General features: G+C 61.9%; 14 protein-coding genes. 9 read left to right on the top strand and 5 right to left on the bottom strand.

Features of this window, described 5'->3' with window-relative positions; translation table 11 throughout:
* Positions 1-13 precede the first annotated feature (13 nt).
* The 6 genes from tssM (at position 14) to EJ076_RS13130 (ending at position 11,711) form a co-directional block, all read left to right on the top strand.
* Positions 14-3,577: a type VI secretion system membrane subunit TssM gene (tssM, locus tag EJ076_RS13155; RefSeq protein WP_126068129.1), complete on the top strand. Its 3,564-nt coding sequence runs from the start codon at positions 14-16 to the stop codon at positions 3,575-3,577.
* A gap of 159 nt (positions 3,578-3,736) precedes the next feature.
* Complete coding sequence (locus EJ076_RS13150) at positions 3,737-4,519, top strand: PP2C family serine/threonine-protein phosphatase (RefSeq protein WP_126068128.1); 783 nt, start codon at positions 3,737-3,739, stop codon at positions 4,517-4,519.
* The gene (locus tag EJ076_RS13145) at positions 4,516-6,987 is read left to right on the top strand and encodes a serine/threonine-protein kinase (protein ID WP_126068127.1); all 2,472 of its coding nucleotides are present in this window, start codon (positions 4,516-4,518) and stop codon (positions 6,985-6,987) included. The genes EJ076_RS13150 and EJ076_RS13145 overlap by 4 nt, the downstream gene beginning before the upstream one ends.
* A gap of 105 nt (positions 6,988-7,092) precedes the next feature.
* Positions 7,093-7,503, top strand: a complete 411-nt coding sequence (locus EJ076_RS13140) for a DUF1036 domain-containing protein (RefSeq protein ID WP_164548841.1) — start codon at positions 7,093-7,095, stop codon at positions 7,501-7,503.
* A complete protein-coding gene (locus EJ076_RS13135; protein WP_126068126.1) occupies positions 7,500-9,893 on the top strand; it encodes a M23 family metallopeptidase in 2,394 nt (797 codons plus the stop codon). The genes EJ076_RS13140 and EJ076_RS13135 overlap by 4 nt, the downstream gene beginning before the upstream one ends.
* A 192-nt stretch (positions 9,894-10,085) precedes the next feature.
* Positions 10,086-11,711: a caspase family protein gene (locus EJ076_RS13130; protein WP_126068125.1), complete on the top strand. Its 1,626-nt coding sequence runs from the start codon at positions 10,086-10,088 to the stop codon at positions 11,709-11,711.
* Between the two features lie 13 nt (positions 11,712-11,724).
* Here the strand turns inward: EJ076_RS13130 and EJ076_RS13125 are convergent, their stop codons facing one another.
* Positions 11,725-12,261 carry an OmpA family protein gene (locus EJ076_RS13125; RefSeq protein ID WP_126068124.1) on the bottom strand — a complete coding sequence of 179 codons (537 nt, stop codon included), beginning with the start codon at positions 12,259-12,261 and terminating at the stop codon, positions 11,725-11,727.
* 190 nt (positions 12,262-12,451) lie between these two features.
* Between EJ076_RS13125 and EJ076_RS13120 the strand changes: the two genes are divergently transcribed.
* On the top strand, positions 12,452-13,057 hold the full coding sequence (locus EJ076_RS13120; protein WP_206438795.1) for a hypothetical protein: 606 nt from the start codon (positions 12,452-12,454) through the stop codon (positions 13,055-13,057).
* On the opposite strand, the gene EJ076_RS13115 is transcribed toward EJ076_RS13120, so the two are convergent.
* The 4 genes from EJ076_RS13115 to EJ076_RS13100 all read right to left on the bottom strand — a co-directional run bounded on the left by EJ076_RS13115 (position 13,039) and on the right by EJ076_RS13100 (position 18,505).
* Positions 13,039-14,217, bottom strand: coding sequence for a caspase domain-containing protein (locus EJ076_RS13115; protein ID WP_245463041.1), 1,179 nt, complete (start codon positions 14,215-14,217; stop codon positions 13,039-13,041). The genes EJ076_RS13120 and EJ076_RS13115 overlap by 19 nt on opposite strands.
* Before the next feature lie 73 nt (positions 14,218-14,290).
* Positions 14,291-15,391 (bottom strand): OmpA family protein, encoded by a 1,101-nt coding sequence (locus tag EJ076_RS13110; protein ID WP_126068121.1) that lies wholly within the window; start codon positions 15,389-15,391, stop codon positions 14,291-14,293.
* 250 nt (positions 15,392-15,641) lie between these two features.
* Entirely contained in the window at positions 15,642-15,938 is a 297-nt protein-coding gene (locus tag EJ076_RS13105) for a hypothetical protein (RefSeq protein WP_245463040.1), read from the bottom strand.
* A gap of 17 nt (positions 15,939-15,955) precedes the next feature.
* Positions 15,956-18,505: a caspase family protein gene (locus EJ076_RS13100; RefSeq protein ID WP_126068120.1), complete on the bottom strand. Its 2,550-nt coding sequence runs from the start codon at positions 18,503-18,505 to the stop codon at positions 15,956-15,958.
* A gap of 445 nt (positions 18,506-18,950) precedes the next feature.
* Between EJ076_RS13100 and EJ076_RS13095 the strand changes: the two genes are divergently transcribed.
* Entirely contained in the window at positions 18,951-19,424 is a 474-nt protein-coding gene (locus tag EJ076_RS13095; RefSeq protein ID WP_109661591.1) for a hypothetical protein, read from the top strand.
* An 83-nt stretch (positions 19,425-19,507) separates the two neighbouring features.
* Positions 19,508-21,586 (top strand): sigma-54-dependent Fis family transcriptional regulator, encoded by a 2,079-nt coding sequence (locus tag EJ076_RS13090; protein WP_126068119.1) that lies wholly within the window; start codon positions 19,508-19,510, stop codon positions 21,584-21,586.
* Positions 21,587-21,601: the final 15 nt, after the last annotated feature.

Here is a 21,601-nt window from a genome sequence, read left to right as displayed (position 1 = left end):
GCCGGAAGCAGCCATGACGCGTTGGCTGCTGCGGATATTCAGCATGGTCGCGCTGGCCGGTTTCGCGGCGGCAGTGTGGTTTGCCGGACCCTTGATCCGCTTCGCCGATACCCGTCCTCTCGGACCTGCCTGGCCGCGCGCCACTATCATCGGTGTGATCGTGGCAGCGCTCGCGCTTTTCTACGGCCTGCGTTTCTGGCGAGCCAGAAAAGCGCAAAAAGAGCTCGAAACTGCGGTCGCACACAATGACGACCGCGATGACGACTCGCGGGTGCTCGAAGCCCGCATGAATGAGGCCGTGGCGGCGCTCAAGCGGTCGAGCGGCACGCGCAATTTCCTCTATGAGATCCCCTGGTACGTCGTCATAGGCCCGCCCGGCGCCGGCAAGACAACGGCGCTGGTCAATTCGGGTCTGAATTTTCCGCTGGCCGGTTCGGGTGATGCCCAGCCAGTCGCGGGCGTTGGCGGAACACGCTCCTGTGACTGGTGGTTTACCGACCAGGCCGTCCTGATCGACACCGCCGGACGCTACACGACGCAGGATTCCTATGCCGAGAGCGACAAGAAGAGCTGGCTCGCCTTCTTGTCGCTGCTCAAGAGAGCCCGCACACGGCAACCGATAAATGGCGTTATCCTGGCCATCAGCCTTGCCGATCTCATCAGCCTCGACGATCAGCAGCTTGCCGCTCACGTCGTCGAGATACGCAGTCGTCTGCGGGAAATCCACGAGACGCTGAAAATCCAGTTTCCGGTGTATCTGCTGTTCACCAAGGCCGACCTGGTTTCCGGGTTCATGGATTACTTCGGCGGCTTCGACGAGCCACGCCGGCGCAAGGTCTGGGGCGCGACATTCCAGACGACGGATCGCAACAAGAATATGGCCGCCGAGGCTCCAGCGGAATTCGATGCACTGGCAAGACGCCTGGCAGAGGAGATGCCTGACCGCCTCCAGGAAGAGGCTGATCCGGTAGCGCGCATATCCGCCTTTGGCTTTCCGGCGCAGTTTGGCGCGCTGAAGGAGCGAATTGCGAATTTCATCGCCGGCCTGTTCGACCCGACCCGCAGCCAGGTGAATGTCAGCCTGCGTGGACTCTATTTCTCTTCAGGCACGCAAGAGGGAACGCCAATCGATCAGGTGTTGGGCGCGATCGGCCGTAATTTCGGCAGCAACCCCCGCGCCCATCTTTCCGGAACCGGCAAAAGCTTCTTTTTGCACGATCTGCTGACGGACGTCATTTTTGCCGAATCCGGATGGGTTTCGTACGACAAATCAGCCGTAAGACGTGCGGCGATCGCCAGATTCGCCGGCCTTGGCGCCATCGCGCTGATCGCGGCGGCCGCCCTCGGCACCCTGGCCCTGAGCTTCACAGCCAACAGGTCGCTGATCGCCTCCACCACGCAGGCCATGAGCCAGTATCGCGCGACGGCGGGCGCGCTGCTCAAAAGCACCGAGGTCACCGATGTCGACCTCGAAAACGTCATTGGCCCGCTCGACCAGCTGCGCGATCTGCCGACTGGGTTCGAAACCAGTGACGTGCCGACACCGATCGAGGAGACATTCGGCCTCAGCCAGCGGGAGAGACTTCTTTCGGCATCCAAGACCGCTTACCGGCAAGCGCTGGAACGAATGTTGCGATCGCGCCTGCTGATCCAGGCCGAGCGGACGATCCAGGCCAGGATGGCCGATCCCGCCGCGCTCTACGAGCCGTTGAAAATCTATCTGATGCTTGGCGGCAAGGCGCCGAAAGTCGACGACGCGTTGATCGTTTCCTGGATGAAGCAGGATTGGGAACAGAACCGGTATCCAGGTGAAAACAACCGCGAAGGACGCGAGCAGCTCGAAAAGCACCTGCGCGCCATGCTTGCGTTGGATGATGCCTACGATCCGGTCTTCCAACTCAACCAGCCGCTCGTCGAAGCCGCTCAACGGTCGCTCGGGCGCATGAGCCTTGCCGACCGTGCCTCCGCTTTGGTCAAATCCGCAGTGTACGCGGCAGCACTGGATGATTTTTCTGTTCCCCTGAAAAGCGGCCCGGAGGCGCAGCTGCTGTTCGAGCGCGTCGATGGCGGCGATCTGTCGGGCCTTCGTGTTCCCGGCATCTATACCTATGCCGGCTTCAACACCTTCTATCTCGGGCAACTCTCCCGCATTGCCCAGACGCTCGTCGACGACCAGTGGGTCCTCGGTGGCGGCGGCGAGCAAGGCGGCATCGATCAGGAGTTGCCCAGGCTCGGCCCCGAACTTCTCGATCGCTATGGGAAGGAGTTCGCAACGGCCTGGAACAGCGTTCTCGACAGCTTGAAGTTCAAAGCGATGCTGAAGGACAAGCCGCATTTTATCGCGCTTTCCGCCGTCGCCTCGCCAACCTCGCCGATCGAACAGCTGTTTACGGCGATCGCCGACGAAACGGCTCTGACGCGGGACGCTGCTTCGGGCAAGGACTCAGGCACCGGGGTTGAAGGCGGCACGGTTCAAGGCCAGCCACAGGACGCCGCGAACATGGCCAAGGGTCTGGCTCGCATCGGCATCCAAATCGCCACCGGAAAATCGCAAAGCCGTGCCGGCACGGGATCCGCAAACGCGGAAAACCAGAATCCAGGCGCCAATATCGAAGCACAATTCAGGTCGTTCCAGGCTCTGGTGAGCGGTCCTGCCGGACACCGCCCGATCGATGCCTTGACCCAGAATTTCCGCGATATCTACCAGAGCCTGCAACTGGCGACCGACGTTCCCTCCCAGACGGAACGTGTCAACGCAAACCTGCAGCTTCAGATAGCCACCCTTCGCGCCAACGTTTCGCGACTGCCCAAGCAACTCGGCCGGATGGTCAACGCGACGGCGGATGAGTTTGAAGGCAACGTCACCGAGACCTCGGTAGCGAATTTGAACCAGATGCTCGACCAGACGGTCACACAGCCCTGCGAGGCGGCGGTCAACGGCCGTTATCCTTTCGCCGGCAATGGTACCGAGGACATCGCGATGGCGGATTTTGCCAGATTGTTCGCTCCGGGCGGGCTGATGGACCGGTTCTTTGCACAGAACCTCGCATCGCTGATCGACATGACCGGTCAGGACTGGAGCTGGAAACAGGATGCGCGCTTCGGGCGAGACCTGTCGAAGTCGACGCTGAAAAACTTCCAGCTGGCGGCCGAAATCCGCAGCGCCTTTTTCCCCCAGGGTGGTTCGGTGCCCTCGGTCAGCGTGACCTTCACGCCGTTCTCCCTGCATGGCGATGCCGATGCGGCGGTGCTCGATGTCGACGGCCAGACCGTCCAGAGCAACCAGGCGGGCAACGCGCCAAGCACCGTGAGCTGGCCGAGCGGCACAGCCTCCGGGTCCGCCAGCCTGAGCCTGACGCCGGAAATGCCAGGCCGCGAATCCACCATCAAGTTCGAAGGGCCGTGGGCGCTGAAGCGGCTGCTGGACAAGGCGACCGTCACCGGCAGCGACAGCAATGTCGAAGCGCGCTTCGTGATCGGCGGCCGCGACGTCACCTATACGATCCAGACCGGTTCAGGCCCCAGCCCCTTCTTCCTTTCCGCACTTTCCGGATTCAGCTGTCCGAAGGCGTTTTGAGATGGGCTTCGAGCTTTTCAATGCGGTAACACCCTGCATGAGCCTCAGGCGCGAGGACCTTAATTTCGATACTCTAATGTTCGAGCCTGTGGCAAAGTGGCTCGAGCGGGCGCCTGACGGTGCGCCGCAGAGGGCGCTTGAGAAGCGCTTGGTGGCAAATTGAACGATGTCGCCCTTCCCTTCGAGAGCTTCGGCGTGAGCCACAAAGGCTGTGTCCGCGACCACAATGAGGACAGCTATCTGCTCGAGCCACGAACCGGTCTTTGGGCGGTGGCCGACGGAATGGGCGGGCATGAAGCCGGAGAGGTCGCTTCGGCCAGCATTGTCGACCATCTGGCCACGATCGGCATCGCAAGCTCCGCGCCGGATCTGCGGGCGCGCTTCGAGGACAGGCTGAGCCGAGCCAATGCCGAGATCCGCGGCATATCGGAATCTCGCGGCATAACCATCGGTTCCACGGTCGCCGCCCTGTTGGCGATGGACGGGCGGTTTGCCTGCCTGTGGGCGGGCGATAGCCGCATTTATCTGATCCGCAACGCCTCGATCTCGCAGATTTCGAAGGACCACACCGAAGTGCAGGAACTCCTCGATCGAGGCATGATCAGTGCGGCCGAGGCGCTCACCTGGCCACGCCGCAATGTCATCACGCATGCGGTCGGCGTCAGCGACGAATTCGTCATCGATTTCCAACAAGGCGAACTGATGCCGGGGGACATTTTTGTGTTGAGCACCGATGGGCTGACGGCGCATGTCACCGACGCGGAGATCGAGGCCGCCGTCGTATCGGCGACACCTCAGGCGGCGTGCGAAAATCTGCTGGAAATGGTGCTGACGCGGGGCGGAACAGACAATGTCACCATCGTGCTGGTGAAGATCGGAAAAGGGCGCAACGGACAATCGCTCCACCCTGATTTGTCCGGAGCGGAGGGCCGAGGCCGATGAGCGCCGACGACAAGACGCGAATATCGCCGCAGGTGGCCAATACCGCCGTAGGCACGCAACTCAGCGGCATCTATGAACTTGACGAGCGGATCGCATTCGGCGGCATGGGCGAGGTCTACCGTGGTCACAACATCCAGACCGGAGACCATGTCGCGATCAAGATCGTCCTGCCCGAGTTTGCCCGTGACCAGACGATCTTGTCCTTGTTCCGCAAGGAGGCCTCGATCCTCAACCATTTGTCGCATGACGCGGTTGTGCGATACCACGTCTTCACCATCGATCCCGGGATCGGCCGTCCCTATCTGGCCATGGAATTCGTCGACGGCGAGTCGCTGTACGACATCATGCGACGTGGCCCGATGCCGACGGAAGAGGTGCGCAAGCTCTGCCATCGCCTCGCATCTGGCCTGAGCGCCGTGCATCAAGCGGGAGCAATCCATCGCGACCTCTCGCCGGACAATATTATCCTGCCAGGGGGCCGGGTCGACCGCGCAAAGATCATCGATTTCGGTATAGCGCGATCAGCGACCGTAGGCGGGGAGACGCTGATCGGCGGAAAGTTCGCGGGAAAGTACAACTACGTTTCGCCCGAACAGCTCGGGCTGTACAGCGGCGACGTCAGCGAACAATCCGACATCTACAGCCTTGGCCTGGTGCTGGCTGCCGCTCTGCGCGGGAAACCGATCGACATGAGCGGATCGCAGTTCGAGATCATCGAAAAGCGCCGGGCCGTGCCTGATCTCTCCGACATCGACGACGATTTTCGTGACATTGTCGAAGCCATGCTGCAACCGGATCCGCAAGACCGGCCGGTCAGCATGGCTGATATCGCCAGGATGACACGTGGCGAAGACGAAGGAACAACGCCGCCGACGTCGATCACACCGCGCAACCGGCCGGCTTTGCCACCGGCCGGGCAAACCCTTGCCCCTGATCCCAAGGGCCAGCCCCAGCCGTCCAATGTAGCGGGACACAACGTGCCGACGGCAACAGACCCGGGCGAGCAGCGCTTCGTCCCGCATGTCCGGCCCGCGCATTTGTCCGAACCGCGGCCTTCGCCGGTCGCCGGCCCGCCACGCGCGGTCACGTCGGATGTGGCTGGAAAATCCACAAAGCCCCGAACCATCGCGATCGCTGCCTTGGCGACGCTGGCTATCGCCTCAGGCGCGGGCCTGTATCTGAGCGGCTTCATGACGCCGGTGACGCCGACTGCCGGCAAGACATCGCTTTCCCCGCCCGAACCATCAAAGCCTGTACCGGAAACGCCAAAGCCGACTTCCACGAACAAAGTCGCGAACGCCCCTGAGCCGGCAAAGCCAGTTCCGCCTACGCAGCCGGAGGCCAGCGTACCGCCGGCTGAAAACCAGCCAGAAGCGGCGGCGACTCAAAAGCCGCAGCCGCCGTCCAAGCCCGCCGAACTCCCTTCGCAGACCGAGGAACCCGCAAAGCCACCGGCAACGGGAGCGCAAGCGCAAACAGAAGTGAGGCCGCCGCCGGCTGCAAGCCAGGCTGATGCCAAGGCAGTGCAAACGCCGGAGCCGGCCAAGCCCGCCGCGCAAACCGAGGAACCTCCGAAGTCATCGGCAACGGACGCGCAGCCGTCCGAAAAGACACTGCCGGCCGAGCCAGCGGTTGTGGAGAGCCCAAAGCCCGAACCGCAGATCAGCCAGCCGGCAGCGCCCAAGGTGGCCGCGCCGGCGCCCAAACCCACTGCAAGCCAGACGGATGTCGCGAACGCCGAGAGCCAAAAGACCGTGCCACCGGCAACCAAACAGCCGGACCAACCTGTCGTCGCGTTGAACGTGCCCAAACCAGCGGTTCCCCCGGCCGTCGACGACATCGCGCAACGAATCTCCTGGGTTCGCGACTTCGGCGGCGGCGACTGTTTCTATGCGACCATGAATTCGTCAACCGACACGGCCGCCGCGATCGAAGGATTTGGAATGGCGGTTCAGCCATTCGAACGGATGCTGGGCGATTTCCAGGCAAAATTCCATGTCGAGCCGGACATCAGCGTCCGCCTCATTGAGCCGAGCCAATGCGAAGTCACCAATTTTCTGCGCTTCCTGGAGCAGACTGCGGCCGACAAACCGCAGCTTGTTCTCGACCGGACATCGGTGCCGAACGGTACGCCGATCAGCGGCACGCTGGTGACGCGTGGCGGGCTCATTTCCAGCGTGCTGCTGATCGATCACAAAGGCATGGTGTTCAATCTCGACGACCGCATCGTCGCACAATCGGACAAGGCTACCTTCAGCATCCCGATTGGCCTCGGCGCCGCTGACAAGGCCGCCGGAAAGGCTGTGCCACAGATCATAATGGTGATCACGGGGCCCCAGGATATTCAGGCGGCTGCGTTCTCCACGCCGACGCCAGCCTCGGTGCTGCTGCCCAAGATTCTCGAGGAAATCGAGACCGACGGATTTCAGTTTTCAGCCACTGCCAAGTATTTCCGGCTCGGCGGATAGCATGGGCGCCCGATGGAAAGCTGCTCGTGTTTGCCCCACTCGTCCGACGACCTGCCCATAAAGCAGCGTGATCCGGTTCGAGCCGTGCTTGCCCTGACGGGGCGCATGAAGCTCACGGTGATCTCGGGTGCCGCTTTGCTGGCCGTGCTGTCATCCGGCGAAGCACGCGCCGAGTTCACGGTCTGCAATCAGACACTCGACGTCGTCAATCTCGCGGTCGGCCAGAAGATCGACAATGCTGACCAGACCGATGGCTGGTGGACCATCGGCGCAAATCAATGCGTGAACGTCATCCGCGAGGAGCTGACGAATCGCTACATCTACATCTATGCCACGGACGTGTTTGGCCATGCGATCCTCACCGGATCGACGGAGATGTGTATCGAGCGACGACGTTTCTCGATCCGCGGCATCGACGAATGCTGGCAGCGCGGCCATATTGCGGCGCAATTTCTCGAAGTCGATACGCTTGAACAGGTGCGATGGACGTTCTTCCTGACCGGAAGTCGCCCGTGACGCACAGTATCGACACGAGCTTCAGGCAGAAGAAGGAGGCGCGCCTTGCGCTTCGCAGACGCAAGCTCTGGCGCCGGCTGCTTGCCGGTCTTGCTGCGATTGTCATGGCGTCGATCGCCGTGGGCTTCTACCTCACGGCGGACTATTGGTCGTTCGGCGACGAAGACGAAGAACTTCACGCGGTCGAAGGGGTGGACGACGTGCCGGCCGATGCATCGGTCTATGTGCCTGCCATCATAGACCTTGCCGGGGACCCGATGTGGATTACCCTTGCCCCCGACGCCGCCACGTCGAAGGGCCATTTGATCGCAAGGCCGACGGATCTCGATCAGGCCGGGGTTTCTGCGCAGATCGAAATCCTGTCGGATGTGATGCTCAGCGCCAGCGAAAAATTCATGACGACGATACCGTCGACGCAGGAGGACTTCGCATTCTTCCAGGCGCAACGGCAGACCGCCCCGCCACCGTCCAACGATCTGCAGGACGATCTTCAGCCACCTGCGGGGGATCTGCAGAACGATCTTCAGCCCTCGCCTGCCGCCAACGAGGCTCCGGCTGCCGCGGGACAGCAGATGGGCACCGACGATCCCGAAGCCGGCTGGGGTGAAACAATCGATGCAGGCGAGGCAGCCCTCCCCGCATTCCAGAAGACGCAGATCGAGAACAACACGAGTGTCGCAACCGTCACGAATGAGTATCAGCGGTTCGAGGCGACCGAAGACACGTTCGTGAAAATCCTCAATGACCGCAGTTTGGACAGTGTTGCACTCGATGCCCATTTCTCCGCCGAGGACGCCAAGCTGGCGGGCGAAGCCCTGAAGGCGCTTTTCAACCGGGAAGGCCTGGAACCCGGTTATGTCGTGGCCATGCGCGGTTTCAGGCCGACGCGCGAGACGACGACAATGTCGCTCATGCAGGTGTCGATCTACGCTAAGAACGTCTTTGTCGGCACGCTGACGCGCAACGCCGCGGGCGCATTCGTATCGGGTGTCGATCCCTGGGTCCGCGAAGATCTGTTCAACTATTCGGGCGCACCGGAGGAAGGCACGCACAAGCGGCAGTATCGCCTGCTCGACGCAATCTATTCGACGGCGGCGCGCAACAAAGTTCCGACAGGCGTGATCGGCGAAGCGATCATGTACCTGTCGAGAGGACAGGATCTGGACGCCTTCGCCAGCGAGGACCAGCGCCTTGTCCTGATCTATTCGCAAACGCCGCGCGGCAAGAGCGAGACCGACGGACGCGTGCTGTATGTCGGTGTACAGGGTACTGAAAAGAGCCTCGAATGCTTCGTCTTCCAGCAGAGCGACGGTCAGTTTGCGTGCGTTACCGGCGATGACCAGGTTCGTTCGCTGACGGTCACCAACGGGATGGTCACGCCGGTCAACGGGGTCATGACGTCCACCTTCGGCCCACGCAAGCACCCAATTCTGGGCGTGGTTCGCATCCACAAGGGCGTCGATTGGGCAGCCCCCGTGGGTACGCCGATCGCAGCCGCCTTCGACGGCGAGATCACCTTCCAGGGCGACGGCGGCAGTTACGGCAACCTGGTGAAGATTGCACATCCCAACGGACGCGAGACGCGCTACGCACATATGCAGAAATTCGCAATCGCAAGCGGGGTCGGCACAAAGGTGAAGGCCGGTGACATCATTGGCTATATTGGCACCACCGGTCTGTCGACCGGACCGCATCTGCATTTCGAACTCTATCAGAATGGCGAGGCGATCGATCCGCTGGGCACGGTGACCGCCGCGGTCGCCACCTATGATACTGGCAATTCCGGCAATTCCGGCGATGTTGCCGTCGAAACGCTGACCGAGCGTATCGTTCATGTCGAAAGTGGTGGCAGCGCCCGTGCCAAGAACCCAAATTCATCAGCAACCGGCGCTGGCCAGTTCATCACAAAGACCTGGATCCGGATGATGAACACCTATCGCCCCGAACTTGCACGAACGCTGTCGACGGCCGACCTGCTCGCTCTGCGCTACGACGCCACGATCTCGCGCGAGATGGTGCGAAATCTGGCGCGGGAAGGCGAAGCCTATCTTCGGGCACGCGGCCATCAAATCACAGCCGGCCGGCTCTATCTCTGCCATTTCCTGGGCATGGAAGGCGCGCATCAGGTGCTGTCGGCGTCGGGTTCGGCGCAATTGAGTGCCGTGCTCGGGTCCGCCGTCATTCAAGCCAACCCCTTTCTCACGGGCAAGACGGCCGGCTATGTCGTGGATTGGGCAGAAAGAAAGATGGGCCAGAAGGTTGCTCGCGTCGCGACCGACGCCGGCCAGCAGACAACCAGCACGACGGAGATCCGCCAGACATCACCGGAGTTCGAAAAATACAAGCAAGCCGTCACGGCCGTCATAGGCTCGATTCAGAATACGCTTTGAACCTGCCTTCACGGCATGGTCGCTCAGACCATGGGCGCCACGAGGCACCTTTTTTCAGGCCCTTTGTGAACCAAAACTGTGGTCAAGACCACATACGCTCAGGAGCCATTTTGGCACAAGCGACCCAGTCGCCGACGAAATCAAGCATGCGTAGACATCAACAGTGCACCCTGATGGGTAGAGGGCTGGTCCATGAAAGCGTTCACGGTCTTTCTGAGCGGGATTATCCTGGTTTTCCTTGCCGCTCTCGGCGCCCACGCTGCCGCGCCTGACGCCAAGCGCGTCGCGCTGGTGATCGGCAACAGCAACTATGTCCATGCGGTTACCTTGCCCAACCCCGCCAACGATGCCCACCTCATCGCATCGACGCTGCGCAATGCCGGCTTCGAGGTGATCGAAGGGGTCGACCAGGACAATGCAGGCATGCACAGCCTCATCAGCCGGTTTACCGAGCAATCCTACGACGCGGACGTCGCGGTCATTTTCTATGCCGGTCATGGCATGCAGGTCGACGGCAAGAACTACCTGATACCGGTCGACGCCGAATTGACGTCGCCGGCCTATCTCAAGACCCGTACCATTCAGATCGACGACTTCATGGCTGCGCTGCCGCCCGACCCGGCGATTGGCGTCATCATTCTCGATGCCTGCCGCGACAATCCGCTGGCAAGGACGCTGGCGGCCTCGCTGCCGAAAAGCCGCTCCACCTCGCTGGGCACAGGTCTGGCGCCGGTCGAAGCAATATCGGACGGCGTCGGCACCGGCGGCCTCCTGATTGCCTATGCAACGGATCCCGGCGCCATCGCCTTCGACGGCAACGGGGTCGACAGTCCTTACTCAACAGCGCTGGCCAGGCACCTGACCGAACCCGGCGTCGAAATCCAGAGCGCGCTGACGCGCGTGCGCGGCGAAGTGACCGAAACCACGCAAGGTCGCCAGAGGCCCTGGCACAACGCATCGCTGGGACGCGAGGTTTTCCTGGGAAAACCAGTCGCGGCAGCAGCGCCTGCTGCAAATCCCGTGGCCGACGCATCGAGCGCCCCAGCGACATCCTCTCCTGCCCCCGTTGCCAGTGATCCGCCTTCGTGGGAAGTCGAGCAACGTCTTTGGGATGAGGCTTCGAAGCACAATTCCATTCCGTTCTACCAAGCCTATCTCGACCAGTTTCCGAACGGTCGCTTCGCCACGATGGCGCGGCTGAACGTCGACGAATTGAACGACCCGAAAGCTCAAAACCGGCAGGTCGCGGCACTCGATGCGGACCAGGCGAACGCCAGTTCCGGCTCTGCCGTGCGCACCTCGGTCGGCGTCCTGGACGAGGTGAAGCAAACACCGGGCACCGAGTTGACGGAAAGTGCCATTGGCCTCGACCGCCAGGGTCGCATCGACCTGCAATTGCGCATCGAAGCATTGGGCAACGAGCTTGGCCGCGTCGACGGAAACATGGGCCCACAGACCCGTCAGGCGATCGGTATCTGGCAAGCGAAGAACGGCCTGCCGCAGACCAGCTATCTGACACGCGAGCAGCTTGCATTCCTCGTGATCCAGACAGATCCGATGATGGAAGCCGTGCGCGCCAGATATGCTGCCGATCAGGCCCGTGCGACGCAGCCGAAAAAGCAAATGGTACAGAAGGTCCGCACGCAGAGACCGGTGGCACGGAACCCCCGCAAACAACAGCAGGCCGTTCAGAAGTGGCGCAACCGCGAGATCCTAGTGCGGCAGGATGATCCTCCGCCACGCCGATACAATAACGACTTCCTCGCCAAAGCACTGATCTTCGGCGCCGGTGTGGCCGTGGGCGGCGTGCTCAAGTAGTGACAGCTGCGCGCTATTGCGTCTTTATCCGCATTTCCACGCGGCGGTTGACCGGATCGTACGGGTTGGGGCTGCGCGGATTCTTTTCGCCCATGCCGATCGCGTTGATACGGGCAGGCTCGACACCGCTGGCCGTCAGGAAGGCTGCAACCGATTGCGCCCGCCGTTGCGACAGGCCTTCATTGTAGTGCACCGTGCCGGTGGCGTCGGTGAAACCTTCGACGACGAAGTTGAACGTGCTCAGCCGGCTGTCCTTCAGCGCCTTGGCGAACTCGCCGAGTTCAGCGCGCGCAGTGGTGTCGAGTTCGGCCGAATCCAACCCGAAATTGATCAGCATATCGAGGCTGGATTTTTCTCCCGGCGCGTCCTTCGCCTTGCTCTTGCTTTTGCACTCCTCCTCGGTGCCGACACAAATCCCTCGCGACTTGCCGAGGTCGGCCGCCCCGGCAAAAAACTTCACGATGTCTTCTGATTTCTGAACAGGGTCGGCGAAAGCGTGGGTCGAGAAAAACACGACCGCCAACACAAAGGTTAAACTGCCCCACTGCATAGCGGTTACTCCTGCTTGAGCATCCGATTTCGACGGGCGTGATCATACCAAACTCCGGGGCAATTGTCTGTCGATAAACGCCAGGGATACGGCGGTGCCGGCAGTTGTTGCAGCGTCACCGGTTGAGACTTGACCCGCGCCGCGCCTGGGGCTTGATTGGCTAAAGCTCCTCGATGAAAGCGTGGCGGTCATGGCCAACGGGCTTCGATTAAAAACGGCACGGGATCTCTTCATGGCTTGTCCCGCTATTGCCCGGGACATGAGAACCCTTCCAACCGAACAGCCGTCGATCGAGTTTTGTCGCGGCCTCCTCGCCGGGCGCGTTCCCGAGGAGGCGATCACGTTCTGTGCCTACCTGCTTCCCGATCGGGCCGCGGTCTGGTGGGCGCATGAATGCCTGAGCCATCTGAGCGAGCTGCTCGATGGGACCGATCACGAGTTGCTCGCCTATGTTCGCGACTGGGTCGGTGAACCGGACAGCCCCCGCCATCGCGCTGCGGTGAGCCAGGCAGAGGCAGCGCCGCCGACAACGCCGGGCGCCTGGATTGCCCTGGCGGCGGGATGGCGTGACAATGGTTCTGTTGCCGGCGGATCTGTTGCCGGCGCAGAAGCACCATCGGCCTTGCAGCCGTTTCCTGCCGCCCATGCAGTCAATGCCGGTGTCCTGGCCGGGCTGGCGCGTGTCGCACTTGCGGACCGCTTTGCCGTTCTTTCCGCGTTTGTCGAAATGGGCATCCAGATGGCCGAGGTCGAGGCGTTGCGCCAATCGGCGGATGCTTACTTGCAGCCACCTTGAGCCCATTTGGCAAGCGCCACCTTGAAGCGTGTTCCCAGCGGATGTTGCAGGCGCAAAACAGAGACATCGTTGGTGGCGAAATTTTTCGCCTGCTCGCACAGCCGTGCCTCGTCCCATTCATGGCAGCCGTCGCAGTGCTTGCCCTCCCATACCGACTTGTCCAATCCCTCCACCGGGCTGAACAGGGGCTTGCTTCTAATCAACTCAGCGATGCTCTTGCCGTCGATTGCCGGATCGCCAAAATCGATCGGATGGTCGAAAAAGATCGGGGCGTCCGACGCCAACCTAGGGATCTTCTGACGCAGCACATCGAGCGCAAGCTGATCGTCACTTTGGCCCGATGCGCCTGCAGCGCCGGTGTTGCTTGCGCCGGAGCCGCCTTCGGTCGGGGGTGCGCTCGCCTCGCCCACGATCAACGGCGCATTGAGATCGACCTTGTGCAGAACGACCTCCGTGGTCAGCGAAACGTTGATCCAGGGACGCTGCTTGCCGGCGGTTGCCTTGAAGACATCGCTGGTGACCCTGTTCATGGCCTCGGTGATTGAGACGTTGGATTCGCCGATATGCTGGAGGAGCGCCGAGGTGAAAGGCGAATGTTCGCCCGACCCGTCATAGGCGAGTTGATTGGGACTGGCGGCGAAAGCGACGAGCGTGCCGGCGCCACCGTTCTTTATCGGGATCTCTGCAAGGCCGCCGCTAGCGCCGTTGACGCCCGCGGTCTTGGCCAGCACCTCGGCGAGGGGATTGTCACGGCAAGCGTCGAGAAACACCAGCCTGATGCTGGTCTCCCGCGACATCTGGCGCAGAACGAAATCAACCGACACGGCCTCGACGTCGAGGGAGGTTTCGTCCTCCAGCGCGGCATCGACCGGAACCAGGTAGTTCTTACCCGAAACCTGCAAGCCGTGGCCGGCGTAGAAGAACAGCGCGATGTCGGCACCGCGCACCTGTTTTGCGAACTGCGTGATCGTCGCCTGCGTCTGCGGCTTGGTCAGATCGAAGCCTGAAACCACCTCGAAGTCGAGCTTCGTCAAGCGCTCGGCGATGGCCTGGGCGTCGCGCACCGGATTGGCGAGCGGCGCCGCGTGCTGGTACTGGGAGTTGCCGAGGACAAGTGCTACGCGGCGCTCGGCACTGGCGGCCGTCAACGTCAAAAGCAAGGCGAGCGCCACAAACCCAGCGACGCGAAAGAGGCCACCGCAACGGGCAATCAGATCGCACCTCACCGGAACCTCAGAGCTTGGTGGCGGAAAACTCGATCCGTCGATTGAGCGCCTTGTTCTTGGGCGTATCGTTGGCGGCAACCGGCCGCTCCTCGCCGTAGCCGGTCGCTGTGATCTGCGTGCGAGGAATGCCCGCGGCAACAATGGCGTCGGCAACCGCCTGGGCCCGCCGCTCCGACAGCTGCTTATTCGCCTCCGGCGATCCATCGGAATCGGTATAGCCGGAGACCTCGACCTTCAGACTTGGGCATTTGCCGACGACACCTTCGACCTCCGTCAGCAACGGACGGCTCTTCGCATCGAGCCGCGCGCTGGCCGGCCGGAAGTAGATGGCGCCGGTGCGTGACAGCACGGCAAACCTGTTCAGGCATTCCTCATCGCTGAAGTTCGCCTTGGCGGCGTCGGTGGCAACGGGGCCTACATCGGCCGGACTCGCCGCGGCGGTCTGGGTGGCGGCTGGCTTGCTGCCGTCGGCGGTGAAGACGAAATCGAACGACACCGACGCGGTGGGCACGATGTTGGTCACATTGGCCGCCTGCTGGAGTTTGTCGACGTTCGGCAGCAGGCCGAAATCCTCGACATGGACAGCCACCGGAGCCTCCGAGGCGACCGACACCATGGTGTCGCTGATCATGGTGACGACGATGCTGGCCTCGAGGTCCTTGTCGACACCGTGCAGATTGAGACGGAAAGGCAGCGCCGACTTCACCCTGCGCTTTGTCGCGAGATCAGCGAAAGCGGCGGGATCCACCTTGGCCGTCAGCTCGGCCGTCGGGTACTTGAATGTCTCGAAGAACAGGAAGCGCATGCGGACGTTGCGCAGGTCGACGCCGGTATCGACCGAATTGAGGTCGAAGGTGACCTTGGCATCACCCGCCGAGCTGAGCGTGCCGGTGATGTTCCTGATCTTGTTTGTCTCGACGATCGTGTTCTTCTTCACCGACTGGTAGGTGATGACTGAAGCTGTGGGATCAAGCGTCCAGTTCGGCGCGGCGTTGGCGGCTTGCGATCCGAGCAGCAGCAAGCCGGAAAGCGCGACGATCAGGCCTAGACCTCGTGCGGCGGGGCCTTTCAGCCTCGTCTTCCACCAGAATGCGACGACTTCGAACATGGAACGCCCCTGCCCAGGACCACCGTATCGACACGACACCTGGCGGGAGCATAGAGCACTTGCGACTGGTTGGCGAGCAACTCCCGGAAATCCCGAGAATGCTGGATAATCAGCGAATAACCGGTGCTGCCCATTCGGGCACTATTCTCAATCGCACCGAAACCAATGCCTTTGTGAAAAACGGTGAAGAAGTCAGTTCTGCTACGACCCGAACACAGTCGTAGCTACCGCCGACCCTCTCGATGCTTGGTCAACCTCCCCAGCCTCCGCCGCTGCTGCCTCCGCCGCTCCCGCCACCGCCTCCACTTGTGGCAGGAACGACAGGCAGGGGAACAGCGGCTTCCTCAGCCGGCTTGACCACTTTCTTGGCGGTGATCTTTTTCTGGCTGATCCTTGGCGTGTTCGTGGTGCGAACCAGCTTCGGACGGTGCTTTGTCGTCGTCACCGTCGGTTCGGCCTTGGGCGCGACGGACATGCAGCCCGTTAGTCCCGCCAGAGCGCCGGATAGAACTGTGGCGATCAATGCCTGCTTCACTGCCCTGCCCACGATTGCCTCCTCATTGATCAAAACAAGTCCCGACGCGGATTGGCTTGCTCCCAGACCGCTCTGGCCGCGTTGACCAGTTGGTCGTCAAGCGAGCCCTTCGCCGGGATCTTCGACTTGAGTTCGTCGCGCAATTGCTTGAGCGCCGCCGTTTTCGTCTTCACTGCGAATTTCGTCAGCGCCGTCTGGGCGCCCGGCAGTTCCTTGCGAAGATCAAGCGCGACCGTGAAGGCCAGATAGCGCACCGCTGTCGTCTGGTCGGCCTTGTCGCCCTTCTGCATTTCGAGCGCTGCGCGATCATATGCGCCGGACTGATCGCCGCGTGCCGTGGCCAGCTCGAACAGTCTTTGCGCTTCGTCGAGGTTTTGCTCTACACCAACGCCGTCCCGGTACATGCGCGCAAGGCTGGCCGGCGCGTAGGGCTGGCCTAGATCCATAGCCTTCTGGAAAAGCCCTTGCGCTTGCCCGGGATTCTTCTCGACGCCCACACCAGCCAGGTAATTGCGGCCGAGCAGGTTCATCGAATACATGTCCTGCCGCTCCACGCCTGCCTTCAAAAAAGCAACGGCGCGGGCCGGATCGGCGGGCACGCCGTTGCGGCCTTCCGTGAAGATCGCGGCGAGATCGTTCATGGCATAGGTATGCCCCATCGCCGCCCCCTTGAGCAGCAGGTCCAGGCCCTTGCCGGTGTCGCGTTCGACCCCGTAACCATTGAACAAGGCACGACCCCATGACGTCATCCCGTAGGGATCGCCCTTGTCGGATGCCGCCGCGTAGAAGGCGTTGGCTCGCTTGCGGTCGACGGGCATTCCCGTTCCCGTCGCGTTGAGGTAGCCGAGTTCGAACACGGCGCGGACGTGGCCCTTGTCGGCCGCCTCCTGAATGGCTTTCTTCGCCTGATCGACCTTGCCGGCCGCCAGCAGTGCTCGGCCCAGTTCGTAACGGAAGCGGGCGACATCGGGATAGGCCTTCACCGCCGCCTCGCAGGCCTTCGCGGCCTCGGCGCCGATTTCATTCGGCAGCAGGCCGGGGACAACGCCTTGCAGATCGAGAGGTTCGCCTGCGGCCTGGTCGCAAGGATCGACGCTTGGCGACAGCTTCATGGTGGCGGGCTTGGAGGAACTGCTGTCCGCGCGGATTTCAAAGCCGACCTCGACCGGTTCGGCGGCCCCGATCTGGGGTTCATAGCGCAAGTTGTCGACCTCATCCGCCATCAGGCTCGACTCCGGCGCCAGGGCGCGATCCGGCAGGGACAGCGTTCCGGTTGCCGGATAGCTCGCGAGTTTCAAGCTGACCGCGGGATCCTTGGTCGGGAAGTCCAGCTTCAGCGGAACCGGACCGACACCGACCGGGACGCTGATCTGCCGGTTTTCGATCGCCTCGGCGGCGCCGGTGATGTGGATGCCCCGCTCCAGCACCTGCTGTTTCTGCTCGGTTTCGAGCGAGGCCACAATCTGTTCGCCCTCGGCGCCCTGGCCGCTCTTGACACGGAACACCATGATGCCCTGGGCTTCGCCACCCCAATTGTCGTGCGTGGCGTAGGCCAGCATGTCCACCTCTTCCGTCGCACCGGCCCCCTTGGGCACATCCAGCTTCAGGCGCGGCAGGTCCTTGCCCTGGATCTGCTCGCCCACCGCGACAGCCTTGCCGTCCAGCAGCAGGCGTCCGAGCGCAGGCGGCCTTTCGATGCTGACGGTGATTGATCCGCCATCGACGTCGACCGGTTCCGGCAAGTCCAGGGCAACAGGCCCGACACCCGACGGCACGACCTTCTCCAGAACCGGCGGCAATGAAGGCCGGCTGGTGCGGCGCATCAGGACCACCTCGTCGATGAGCGAGGAGTTTTCCCACGGAACCTGCTTGCCGTCAGTGGCCTCGACCACATCGCGGCGCACCGCGGCCATGACCGTGCGTATCTCCTGGTTCGGCGCCAGCGCGCGACGAGAGAATGCGGATGAAAACGGGCTGAGGTCTCCCGCTCCATCATAGGCGACCGCTCCTGGCTCGGTGGCAAAGGCGATCAGCGTGTTCAAGGAGCTTTTGACCTGCGCAAGGCCGGTGTTACCCGCCGTGATCAACTGGTCCCTTAGCCAATAATCCTTGCGCGGAAACGGATTGTTGCGACAGGCATCGAGAATGATCACCTGGATCTTCGATTTCGCGCGCAACTGCTGGAGGACATCGTCCAGCTTGACCGCCTGGACCTCTATGTCGGCCGCATTCTTCAGCGAGGCATCCACCGGGATCAGGAAATTCTCGCCACCGATCTGGAAGCCGTGACCTGAATAGTAGACGACGGACAGATCGGCACCGTCCGCCGCCGCGAGGTAGTTGCGGAACTGTTCCTCGAACTGCAGCTTTGTGAGATCCTTGGCGACGAACACTTCGAAACCAGCCAACCGAAACGTCTTGGATACGTCCTCGGCATCCTTGTCAGGATTCTTGAGAGCGGGGATTTCGCGGTACTGAGAATTGCCGATCACCAGGGCGACCCTTCGATCGGCCGACGCATCGAAGGTCGTAAAGGCCACTACGAGGAAGACCGCGATGAATCCGCAAAGTCGGAGCATGGCAACTGTTTCAACCGTCGCTACCTGATGACCACAAGCTCCCAGGTTGCGGTATCAAGGTCTGTTAAAGAGCTCACAATCCGCCGAGACAGGAACAAAAAGAAAAACCGTCGCGACAGCAGGCACTTTCCCCATCCGATTGGGGTCTAAATTACCTCAGAGCCGACCCATCCGCAATGAGTGTCAAACTGCACCGGCGTGGCTGTCTGGATCTGACGCACCCGCCAGGCCTCAATCCAGCGTCGGTGCCGCCAAAGAATGAAACGAGGATCCAGAGGCGACCTCGGTGGCGTTCACTCGAACCCCGTGTAGCAGCCAGTTGCTACCATCTGTACAAATCTTAGTGCTACCTGATGTGAATGGCGAACCTCACAGGGACGGTGTAGGGTTCGCAGCAAGAAGAACTGAGCCGAACTCACGGCGCCAAGCGAATCTGGGAGGATTCATGGTCGAAATCATCTCCAAGCGGGATGGCCCGCGGCGCGAGGACATGCAGGTCAAAAGACTGATCGAGCAGAACCGCGCGACCATCGTTCGCCTTGCCGACCAAATCAGCGGTGGCGGCTATTCGGCTTCCAGGAAGCCACGCCAGCAACCCAAGGCGGAAGGCCTGATCATCCACGTTGGCGGCAGCGCGGCAAGCGTGGCCGAAGCGAGCCCCTCCATCCGCGTCACCATGAACGGCCGCGTGATCTCCAAGGATCAGAACACCGGCCGCCAGCTTCATCATATCGGCGATGTCCGCGACCGGAATGGGGAACAGATCTTCGTCCTGGCAACTAAGCAGAACGGCTTTTTCTCACCGGTCGACGAAACCGTCGCCGAGGCACTTGCCGAACTGGACGGAGCCCGCCTGACTGCCACCTATGGCGAAGAACAGCTTGCCGCCGACATCGGCGCGAAACTCGGCATCGACTGACCCCGGCACTGGGCGTCGCTGAGCACGCCCAATCCGCGACAGCATACAGAAATGGCATACCTCAAAGGTACTGTGATGACTGAATGAGACACGCGAACGGCCCTGATCAGATGAAGACCAATGCTCTTCCGGCGCGTGCGTCGATGGCCGCCGGACAATTGGTTCTGGACAACATCGACTATGACGAGCGCGCCACCATGCGCGCTTGGGAAAGTTTTCTGGCCGACGAGCCGAAATGCGCCCGCGATCCGGTCCATGTCCGCTCGCTGATCCACGATTCCTGGTATCGCAGCGCCACCGGCGGCATCAACGCGCAAGGCATCGAAGCGCCGCTGAGCAGCGATCGTGACGAAATCGAATATCTGACCCGTGCCAACGCCGAGCTGCTTTCGGCGGCGCGGCGATCGTTTGCGTCCCTTGGCCAGTTGCTGGAAGGGACGGGAGCAATGCTGGTGCTTGCCGACAGCGATGGCGTGCTGATCGACGCGATTGGCGACAAGAAGACCTTGCATGACGGCATGGATATTCATCTGGGTATCGGCGGCAAATGGAATGAGGACGCCGTTGGAACCAACGGCATCGGCACGGCATTGTGGACCGGCGAACCGATTTTCGTGCACGCCGCCGAACATTTCTGCGCCGGCATCAAATCCTGGACCTGCGCCGGTGCACCGATCCGCGATCCCCTGGACGGCAAGATCATCGGCGTTGTCGACCTGTCAGGCTATTCGCCGATCTTCCGGCCGCACAACACGGCGCTCGTCGCCGCCACCGCCAGGCAAATTGAAAAGGCACTCGCCGAACAACAGCAGGAGCAGCGCACGCGTCTGCTCGAAGCCTTCATTTCCTCGGCACCCAGCTACCGCCGGAAAGACGGGTTGGTGATCGTCGATCATCGTGGCCGCGCGATCTTCTGCAACAATGTACCCAATGGCGACACGACCGAGATGATGGACGGCCCGATGGAACCAGGGCGTGGTCGCTGGCTGATGAACCTGCCGGCCTCCGGCTCCGACACCGATCTCACCAACGCACTGCCGGCGCATCTGCGATCCTGCCATGTCACGCCGCTGAAGCTTGATGGCGATCTTCGTGGCGCGGCTCTGGTGTTTCCCTCGGTGCCGGCCGTCTCGAGCATGACGGTGATCCGCCGGGAGGAGAACAAGCACCTGCGGACAGCCGCGGCGATGATCGTCGGCGAAAGCGAAAAATTGCTGGCTGCCGTCGATGTCGCCTCCCGGGTGGCCGGGTCGAAGGGTGTCACCTCGTTGCTGATCGAAGGCGAAACGGGTGTCGGAAAAGAGCTGTTTGCACGGCTTGTCCATGCCGGCAGCCGGCGCACCGAAAACGATCCGTTCATCGCCATGAACTGCGGTGCAATCACCAAAGAACTGTTCGGCAGCGAATTGTTTGGCCATGTCGCCGGCGCCTTCACCGGCGCTTCGCGTGACGGCAAGCCGGGCATCTTCGAACTCGCCAATGGCGGCGTGCTCAGCCTAGACGAAATCGGCGAGTTGCCGCTCGAAATCCAGCCCTTCCTGTTGCGTGTCCTCGAGGAGCGCGTGGTCCACCGCATCGGCGACTCCAGAGGCCGGCCGGTGGACGTGCGGCTGGTCGCCTCGACCAATCGCGACCTCAAGCAGGAAGTCGCGGCCGGGCGCTTCCGCAGCGATCTCTACTACCGCATCGGCGCGGTCTCGATTCATGTCCCGGCTTTGCGCGATCGCGGCGACGACGTGTTGTTGCTGATCGAGCATTTCAATCGTCAGATCGCGAAGTTGGCAGGCAATGATCCGCTGGAGTTTTCAAACGGCGCGCTCGATGCGCTGCTTGCCTATCGCTGGCCAGGAAATGTGCGTGAACTGAAGAACCTGGTCGAGCGCCTGCACATACTGACGCGCGGCAACACGATCGAACTGCAGGATCTTCCTGGCGAAATCAGTGCGGGCAATCGCAACACCATGGCCATGCATGGCGACCATCCCACGGCCATGCTCGAAGCGCCCGTATGTACATTCGAGGATGCGGAACGCCAGGCGATCAAGAATGCGCTCACCGCGGAGAGCGGAAATCTCAGCAAGGTTGCGCTCAGACTCGGCATTTCGCGGCCGACGCTCTATCGCAAGCTCGGCCAATACGGCATCCGGCGCGGTTTCATCTGACACGCGGCACAAAAG

The organism is Mesorhizobium sp. M7D.F.Ca.US.005.01.1.1 (genome assembly GCF_003952545.1).
Lineage (GTDB): Bacteria > Pseudomonadota > Alphaproteobacteria > Rhizobiales > Rhizobiaceae > Mesorhizobium > Mesorhizobium loti.
This window is presented reverse-complemented; position numbering and strand designations above follow the sequence as displayed.